This window comes from Aquabacterium lacunae (assembly GCF_004310865.1).
Classification (GTDB): domain Bacteria; phylum Pseudomonadota; class Gammaproteobacteria; order Burkholderiales; family Burkholderiaceae_C; genus Aquabacterium; species Aquabacterium lacunae.
This window is the reverse complement of the sequence record NZ_SIXI01000011.1, coordinates 1-7,931: the sequence shown is the minus strand read 5'-3', so window position 1 is coordinate 7,931 and position 7,931 is coordinate 1. Positions and strand designations below refer to the sequence as shown.

Below are 7,931 nucleotides of genomic sequence, written 5' to 3'. Positions count from 1 at the left end.
TGCCCATCGTCTTCGAATACGGCGACGAAGGGACTTTCAGGCGCATCGCCCGCGACAACAGTGGACTCGCCCACTATTAGCTCTTGTTCGGCTGTGACTTGTATTGGCATTTCAAGAGGCCTAACGCAATGTAGACATCAGAACTGACGTCGCTGAGGGCTGAGCGCCGGCGTAGACGCCGTGTAACCCGCTAACAGCGGCGTCAGCCAAGTGCTTGCCCAGCAAGCCAAAAACGGCCGTTTGCAGCATGTGACTCCCAAGTTATACGGCGTTTGTTACAACCGAGCCTAAGGGATGTGGCCATGACGGTCAATCCGCGGACAGGGTGGCGTTGTAAGAACGACTACGGTATACTGATTGAAAGTGATTGGGAGTGAATCATGCCTTCTGCCGACACCCGCGTGATGACAGCACATGTGCCCATCCCTCTGGCTGAGCAAGTCGATGAGCTGGCAGCCAAGCTCGAGCGTTCCCGTGGATGGGTGGTCAAGCAGGCGCTTGCAGCCTACGTTGAGCGTGAGGCCGAGCGTTACAGGATGACGCTCGAAGCCTTGGCCGAAGTCGATGCGAACGACGGCGTCAGTGAGGCAGAAGCCAAAGCGTGGGCTGCTTCGCTGAGCAGTAGCCAGCCGAAAGGTCTGGCTGGATGAAGATCACCTGGACCAAAGCGGCCATGGGCGACTTGGTGCGCTTGCATGAGTTTTTGAAGCCAGTGAACCAACAGGCAGCGGCGAAAGCAGTTCAGCGTTTGACTGACGCGCCGGACGTGTTGAAAGCTCAGCCGCGGATCGGCACAAAGCTGGCTGAATTCGAGCCTCGTGAAGTCAGGTACATCTTGGCAGGGGACTACGAAATGCGTTACGAAATCAGGGCCGACGAGCAGATCTGGATTCTGCGCATTTGGCATACCCGCGAATTTCGTTAAAGCGATCTGACGAATTGCCAGCCGGTATTTAGCGGTGGCCTAACGCCCAAGTTAACCGGCGCCGTAGCGCGAAGCGCGGAGGGCACCACCATGGGCCATCAAAATCGCGAAGCGATGGCCCATGGTGGCGTCCGCGTTGAACGCCGAGTTAGGCCACGCAGGCTGCGCGAAGCGCCCGTGCCCAAGCTCGGTGATGGCGTTACCACTTCCAGAGCCATGGCGTGCGCCAATGGGCGGACAGCATTTGATACTAGGCTGAAGCTTCATAAGATGGATTTGTAGAATTTTTGATTTGTTCGCTCAAGCCTATTTGAATTTTATGGGCTTGAGATCTTGGCTTGCGATTGATTTCCATGCATTGCTTGCGTGGATGGGTATTTTTTTGATTTTGCCCCCGGAATCTACCCCAGTCAAGACGTTATCTTCTAACTTCATCGCTCGGAAGTTTTTACCAAGATCAAGGTAGTTGGACTCTGCAAGATCTACCAAAACCCCTCTGCGATCTAATGAGTCTTTGTCGCCTGTCCAGTCTGCAGATAGGTAGCGGCCGCATGGCGCCCAATAGAGCTCATTCCCCCAAATATAGCCCGGCAATATTTGGTGATTGGCAAGCAGTTGCTGACAGCAGTCTCCGTGAGGAGGCTCAAAAACGTAGTGCAAATATACGCTCACAGGCCAGTTTGGCGAGGAAATTTCATATGATGCACATCGAATGTTCAGCTTGCTGTGGTCTATCGGCGCAATAAGTTGGATTGGTGCAGTCACAGAAAACTCTTCATGCAAGCTGATTACGGCTTCTCGCAAGTGGCCTAACGCCCAAGGTAAGCGGCGCCGGAAGGAGCGCAGCGAGTGGAGGGCACCAACACTGGCCATGAAGATGCCGAAGGCATGGCCAGTGTTGGCGTCCGCTTGACCGCCGAGTTAGGCCACGGTGCCTGCGCGAAGCGCCCGTGCCAGTGCTCGGTGATGGCGTTACCACTTCCAGAGCGATGGCGTGCGCCAATGGGCGGACAGCGTTTCACAAGGGCTCCCAGGTGTTCTGTTTGGCACCGATCAAGCAGCGCATCGAATCCAGCCAGCATAACGCGAAGACGCTGACCAGTGATGGCGAAGCCATGACTGCGCATTCATGTTTCGAGCGGGTGGCGTGGCGAAGACAAGGCGCAGAACTTGGCGCTGATTGCCGAAGGGCAAGCAGCCCACTTGGCGGTGGCATGTGGCACTTTGGCGCCGCTTGGTGGAAAGCAGGCTGCCGAAGGACAGGCAGCCAGTCATACCTCTACCACCACCACCAACGCAAATTCCATGATACCTTTTCCCAAAGAGTATCGCCTCGCTTTACTTGACTGTATGCGCCACCTATTGCGCCTAGTACGGCCACTGCCAAAGCGAGACCAAAATGGAGGTCGAAGCTGAAGCAAAGATACAGTGCTATAGCCCCAAACACCAAGAAGCCAAATACCAAACCACCAACGATGGCGCCCAGAAGTTCGTATTTATCGAGAGGATCCTTCACGCTGTTTGTTGTGCGCCGCCTAACGCCCAAGGTAAGCGGCGCCGGAAGGAGCGCAGCGAGTGCAGGGCACCAACACTGGCCATGAGAATGCCGAAGGCATGGCCAGTGTTGGCGGGTGCTTGCCCGTCTTTAGTGGACAGCGGCATGCGTTAGGTGCCTGAGTTCAAAGGCGGCCGGTGGCATGTATCCGATGCTGGAGTGCAATCGGTGCTGGTTGTAGAACTGGATGTAGCTGATCACTTCGTCCCAGAGTTTTTGGTCTTGATCGAACGTCATCTTGAACAGCCCCTCGATTTTGAGGGAGTGGAAGAAGGACTCGATGTAGGCGTTGTCGTTGATGTGCGAAGCGCGGTTCATGCTCTGCACGAAGCCATGCTGACGCAGCTTGGCCTTGAATTCAAGAGAAGAGAACTCGATTCCCCGATCTGAATGGAAGTGCAGGCCCTTGGCCGGCTTGCGATTGCGCATGGCGTGCTGCAGCGCGGCGATGGTGAGTTTGGAGGTGCGGTGATGGGCCAGGCTCCAGCCGACGACTCGCCTGGAGAAACGGTCGATGATGACGGCCAGGTAGCGCCATGCCCCGTTGACCTTGAGGTATGTGACGTCGCCATGCCAGACCTGATTGGGGCCAGTGACCTGCAGATCCAAGATGCGATTGGGCACCTGGTGGAAGAACTTCAGGAAAGGCGCCTTGCGCACGAACAGGTGGTTGGATCGCCCTTGCAGACGGGCATTGCGCATGAGCCGCGCAATGCGATGGCGGCATGCACGCACGCCCCACTGGCGCAACTGTTCCTGCACGCGGGGAGAGCCATAGACCTGACGGCCGGCCGCATGGGCCTTGTGTACCAGCTCGCTCAGGCTCTGATCCTGCTGCAGGCGGACACTGGCGGGGCGCTGGCGCCAAGCATAAAAGCCGGAGCGAGAAACGTCCATGATCTGGCACATCAGCGAGAGCGGGAGCGCTTGACGGTTTGCTTCGATGAAGGCGAAGACGCGGCCTTTGTTTGAGAAGCAAACCGAATGGCTTTTTTTAAGATGTCGTGCTCCAGCTGCAGTCGTTGGAACTGACGCTCGACCTCTTGCAGACGCTGCAACTCAGCGACCACCTGAGGCTCGGGCTTGGGCAGCACGCCGGCGATCAGGCCATCACGCACCTCCTTGCGCCAGCGAGAAAGCATGAAGGGGTGGATGCACAAAGACTCGGCGACGTCCTTGATGAGCACGCCGGGTTCGTTGCTCAAAGCGACGGCCTTGAGCTTGAACTCAGGGCTGTACCGGTTGACTAGTTTGGGGCCAGGTTTTGCCATGGGGGACATTCTCCGTTAGGTTGGAATGTCCACAAAAGGCGGGCAAGCTTCGCGTCCGCGTTGAACGTACAGTTAGGCTGCGGCGCGTAGGCTGGGTCGGTGTCTAGTTTTTATCTAAACCAGCGAAGTATGGTCTCAAGCTGGGTAGATTCGAATTGATTGGTTAGAAAGTCGTTCAAACGACGAGGATCTGGTTCTTGGCGTATAGGTTCTACCATTTCTTCCCACCCCGCAAACTCTCCAGGTTGATTGAAGATGATTACCCCGACTCCGTGTCTCTTTGCTTCTGAATAGACTTCGGTCAACGTATCGTTCAAACGCTCAGCGTTTGCATCTGGCACATGAAGAACGACATACGCTTTCGTCGCGGCTCTGCGGTGAGCTAGCGCTTCGTAAACGGCTGTGACATCAATTGAGTCTGACGGCTTGACTTCGAAAGTGATGACATCAAAGTGGCGGCCCGGTACATATGGATATGTAGACTGCGTTGCGAGTACTAAATCAGGACGAGACCACCGCCCTCCGGTATCGCGGCGACCTTGGCGTGCGGTCGTGTGTACGATCCAACGCTCCAAACGTTTTTCACGAGCCCACTCTTGGTTGAGGACCGCAGAGATCGGCTGATAAAGGTCATCTTCGCGAATTTGAGGAGGCACTTCTGGTTGTGGTTCCAGAGCCCCTGCCTGAGCAGGAGCCTCAGGCAAGATAACCCGAAAAACCAAACCTCCACGCCCTCGAGCAACTGATAGCGACCCGCGATCTATCAGCGCGTTTCTTACGTTCCAGTACCTGTCTCTATCCCACCCCAATTGGCGCTGCAATTCAGGGTTTGTGATCGTACTTCCATCTAGAGGTACGCGATCGTAAAGCTGTTGTTCTTCCTCTGTCACGATTCACTCCTTTATTGAACTATGCGGATGCAATTGCCGATGGCTGAAGAAGGCCTAACGCCCAAGGTAAGCGGCGCCGGAAGGAGCGCAGCGAGTGGAGGGCACCAGCACTGGCCATGAAGATGCCGAAGGCATGGCCAGTGTTGGCGTCCGCTTGACCGCCGAGTTAGGCCACGGTGCCTGCGCGAAGCGCCCGTGCCAGTGCTCGGTGATGGCGTTACCACTTCCAGAGCGATGGCGTGCGCCAATGGGCGGACAGCGTTTCACAAGGGCTCCCAGGTGTTCTGTTTGGCGCCGATCAAGCAGCGCATCGAATGACACCGGCATAACGCGAAGACGCCGGGCAGTGATGGCGAAGCCATGACTGCGCCTTCATGTTTCGAACTGGTGGCGTGGCGAAGACACGGCACACACCAGAGCGCTGATTGCCGAAGGGCAAGCAGCCCACTTGGCGGTGGCGCGTGGCACTTTGGCGCCGCGCGGTGGCCAGCAGGCAGCCGAAGGACTGACAGCCAGATTGAGACCTCGAACCGCGCCACGTGGCGAACCAATTGGCCAGTTAGCGCCAGGCCTGGAGCGAAGCCAGCCGGTTGATTAGCCAGGAAGCAACCGAGGCCAGCTAAGCCATTCCCGCATGACGAGCAGAGCAGGGCGCTCGATGTTGCAAAACACGCCCAGAAAATGCTTCCAGAGACCAGCCAAACAGTGGCCTAACGCCCGAGGTAAGGTGCGCCGGAGCGAAGCGGAGGGTACCAACAGGCAGGGCCTGTTGGCGTCAGCTTGACCAACCAGTTAGGCCAAACACCGGTTGTTGAACGCTTGAACATGGATGTTCCGTTAGGTTTGATTGTCCACAAAATTCGGGCAATGGCCGCGGGCAAGATTCTTCAATCTGGGCGGATCTACGCAGGATATCTTCTGAGGCAACGATCGAGCTAGATGTACGCATAGCTTTGGGGACTATCGCTTCACTCTATTTATGAGGCACAAGCCAGCTAAGCCGCAAGCGAACATGGCCCATGTAGTTGGCTCAGGCACGGGTGACGTTGAGCTGGAAAAAGCAATGCTACGAACGACTGCTGCCCCTTGAATCCGAAATGCGTAGATATCAGCTGCTGAGCGAGAAATGCCTCTAAACTCGCCTGCGTTTAACTGTCCAGGAGTTCGTATAGGCGCAGCTTCCTCCAAACCGTAAGATTCGATTATACCCCCATTGCTGTCTAATGCAATAATGGAGACTGCCCTTGCATCATGATATACCCCTTCGCCTGGGATGTAATTTATAAGTCCACCTACAAATGAGACGGGCGCAGACATAAAGGTGAAAGTCATCCCCGATGAGTAACCTCCGTCCTCACTTCCGTTTACCCAGGCAAATGAATAGGCGCCATTTAACCAGGTGCCATTATCGCCAAGGCCGTAACCGACGCCAGAGAATCCTGCAGACCCAAACTGGTTTGTGGCAGTGAAAGAAACCAATGACCCAGAGTCAGCGGTTAAAGTTACTGGGCCCAATGTTACCTCCTGATTTGGATGCTCATCAAAGGTGATTGATTTGGCGCCTTGCGTCGGTTGTGTTGTGAAGGTTGCACTGGCAATAGCTGGTACTAGTGCAATGGCGAGCGAAATAATACGTAGCATGTGAAAGTTCCTGAAAATTAGTATGGCGGCTATCAGTGTGGCATGGGGGCCTAACGCAAAAGGTAAGCGGCGCCGGAAGGAGCGAAGCGAGTGCAGGGCACCAACAAGGCCCGTAAAAATGGCGAAGCCATGGGCCTTGTTGGCGTCCGCTTGACCGGACGGTTAGGCAGAGGCCGTCTTGGACGCGCCTGTGTGCTGAGGTACTGACCTGCGAGCTTGAACTGGATGTTCAAAGGCATGTGCCAACCTGAATGTTTGTTGTGACGCTAGAAGCGATGCTTCAACTGTAACCGGCGATGGCGAAGACGCCAAGCAGCGACGGCGCGAGCCGTGGCTGCGGGATGCCTGCGCGGTGGCTTGCCACGGCGCAAAACCCGACGCTGGCCGCCGAAGGACGGACAGCCAACCAAGTAGACGGCGTGTGGCACTTTGGCGCCGCGCCGACGTGCGCCGGCTGCCCTGAGGACAGACGGCCAGATTGAGCTGTGAAAGTAAGCCCGATGGCGCTGCACAGCTTCTGTTTTCGTGGACCCGTCCGAGTTTGACGGGCCGTTGAAAGATGCTTGGCCAAATTGCTTCCAGCGCGCTCATTTGAGCAGCCTAAACAGATGAAAATCTGTTGCGAACTGCGCCTGGAATTTGGTGTTGCCTAACGCCCAAGGTAAGCGGCGCCGGAAGGAGCGCAGCGAATGGAGGGCACCAACAAAGCCCATGAGAATGGCGAAGCCATGGGCTTTGTTGGCGTCCGCTTGACCGCCCAGTTAGGCCAGGCGGCAGGAGCACAACACCTGCTCAAAAAATCATAGCTTCTGGTTGTGTCTTGCATGCGCTTGGTCTCGTAAGAACTCTCTGTTGCGGTCATCCTCTTCAATAGACGCCGTGTAGCGGTCAGCGATTGCAATGACGATAGAGCGCAAGCCATGGACTTCCCCAAGAGCCTTCTCTATGGCTTTCAGGTCTGCAGATGAATAGTCAATGTTCAATTCATCGACAGATTCGTTGATGCCACTCAGAGACTCTTCATCGGCCGCGTATTGCTGGCGCCATTGGACCATCGCTCCTGATTTACGCATTCCCATTGCGGCAGAAACCGCCTCACGGGACCTTTTTGCTCGCGCCATCAGCTCCCCGAGACCTTCAGCCTTAAAGAAAGTATCTTGGCCAAGTTTCGTGAGTTCGAGACGCAACTCAAGCGCTTTGACCTCGTTGGACTTTCGGTAGCTTAGGTATCCCATGATCGACCCAGCAATGCCGGTCAGTGCCCCGATAACGCCCGTGATGGCTCCCACGTAAGAGAGAATCTCGGTCTCACTCATTGGCACTCCTCTTTTGTGGGCCTAACGCCCAAGGTAAGCGGCGCCGGAAGGAGCGCAGCGAGTGGAGGGCACCAACACTGGCCATGAAGATGCCGCAGGCATGGCCAGTGTTGGCGTCCGCTTGACCGACCAGTTAGGCGCAAGTGCGTTGAAAGATGCTTGTCGCGACGGTGGCAACACGCTAGCATGTGTATGCTTTGCACTTGGGGTACACATCATGCGCACCAACATTGAGATTGACGACAAGTTGATGAGCGATGCTCTTCGCTTGACCGGCCTGAAGACAAAGAAGGAAGCCGTAGAGCTTGGCCTGCGCACACTGCTCCGATTGCG

8 protein-coding genes are annotated in these 7,931 nt (G+C 56.0%); 3 read left to right on the top strand and 5 right to left on the bottom strand.

Going from position 1 to position 7,931, the window contains the following annotated elements:
* Positions 1-380: 380 nt before the first annotated feature.
* Positions 381-650, top strand: a complete 270-nt coding sequence (locus EYS42_RS16645; protein WP_130969337.1) for a CopG family ribbon-helix-helix protein — start codon at positions 381-383, stop codon at positions 648-650.
* Complete coding sequence (locus EYS42_RS16640; RefSeq protein ID WP_130969336.1) at positions 647-925, top strand: type II toxin-antitoxin system RelE/ParE family toxin; 279 nt, start codon at positions 647-649, stop codon at positions 923-925. The genes EYS42_RS16645 and EYS42_RS16640 overlap by 4 nt, the downstream gene beginning before the upstream one ends.
* A 1,645-nt stretch (positions 926-2,570) precedes the next feature.
* Here EYS42_RS16640 and EYS42_RS16635 read toward each other — a convergent pair.
* From EYS42_RS16635 to EYS42_RS16615, 5 genes are all read right to left on the bottom strand, one after another.
* Positions 2,571-3,425 carry an IS3 family transposase gene (locus tag EYS42_RS16635; protein WP_245503689.1) on the bottom strand — a complete coding sequence of 285 codons (855 nt, stop codon included), beginning with the start codon at positions 3,423-3,425 and terminating at the stop codon, positions 2,571-2,573.
* Positions 3,389-3,751: a transposase gene (locus EYS42_RS16630; RefSeq protein ID WP_165456838.1), complete on the bottom strand. Its 363-nt coding sequence runs from the start codon at positions 3,749-3,751 to the stop codon at positions 3,389-3,391. The genes EYS42_RS16635 and EYS42_RS16630 overlap by 37 nt, the downstream gene beginning before the upstream one ends.
* Positions 3,752-3,861: 110 nt before the next feature.
* Positions 3,862-4,641 (bottom strand): hypothetical protein, encoded by a 780-nt coding sequence (locus tag EYS42_RS16625; RefSeq protein ID WP_130969333.1) that lies wholly within the window; start codon positions 4,639-4,641, stop codon positions 3,862-3,864.
* 960 nt (positions 4,642-5,601) lie between these two features.
* Positions 5,602-5,958 (bottom strand): PEP-CTERM sorting domain-containing protein, encoded by a 357-nt coding sequence (locus tag EYS42_RS17500; RefSeq protein WP_425358910.1) that lies wholly within the window; start codon positions 5,956-5,958, stop codon positions 5,602-5,604.
* 1,124 nt (positions 5,959-7,082) lie between these two features.
* On the bottom strand, positions 7,083-7,598 hold the full coding sequence (locus tag EYS42_RS16615) for a hypothetical protein (protein WP_130969331.1): 516 nt from the start codon (positions 7,596-7,598) through the stop codon (positions 7,083-7,085).
* A 61-nt stretch (positions 7,599-7,659) separates the two neighbouring features.
* Here EYS42_RS16615 and EYS42_RS17375 point away from each other — a divergent pair.
* Positions 7,660-7,931: type II toxin-antitoxin system VapB family antitoxin (locus tag EYS42_RS17375; protein ID WP_245503688.1), on the top strand; the 272-nt coding region annotated here is incomplete at its 3' end.

Coding starts and splice junctions, on each gene's coding strand:
- EYS42_RS16640 (WP_130969336.1), top strand. CDS start 647: ATGAAGATCACCTGGACCAAAGCGGCCATGGGCGACTTGGTGCGCTTG.
- EYS42_RS16645 (WP_130969337.1), top strand. CDS start 381: ATGCCTTCTGCCGACACCCGCGTGATGACAGCACATGTGCCCATCCCT.
- EYS42_RS17500 (WP_425358910.1), bottom strand. CDS start 5,958: ATGTCTGCGCCCGTCTCATTTGTAGGTGGACTTATAAATTACATCCCA.
- EYS42_RS16630 (WP_165456838.1), bottom strand. CDS start 3,751: ATGGCAAAACCTGGCCCCAAACTAGTCAACCGGTACAGCCCTGAGTTC.
- EYS42_RS16615 (WP_130969331.1), bottom strand. CDS start 7,598: ATGAGTGAGACCGAGATTCTCTCTTACGTGGGAGCCATCACGGGCGTT.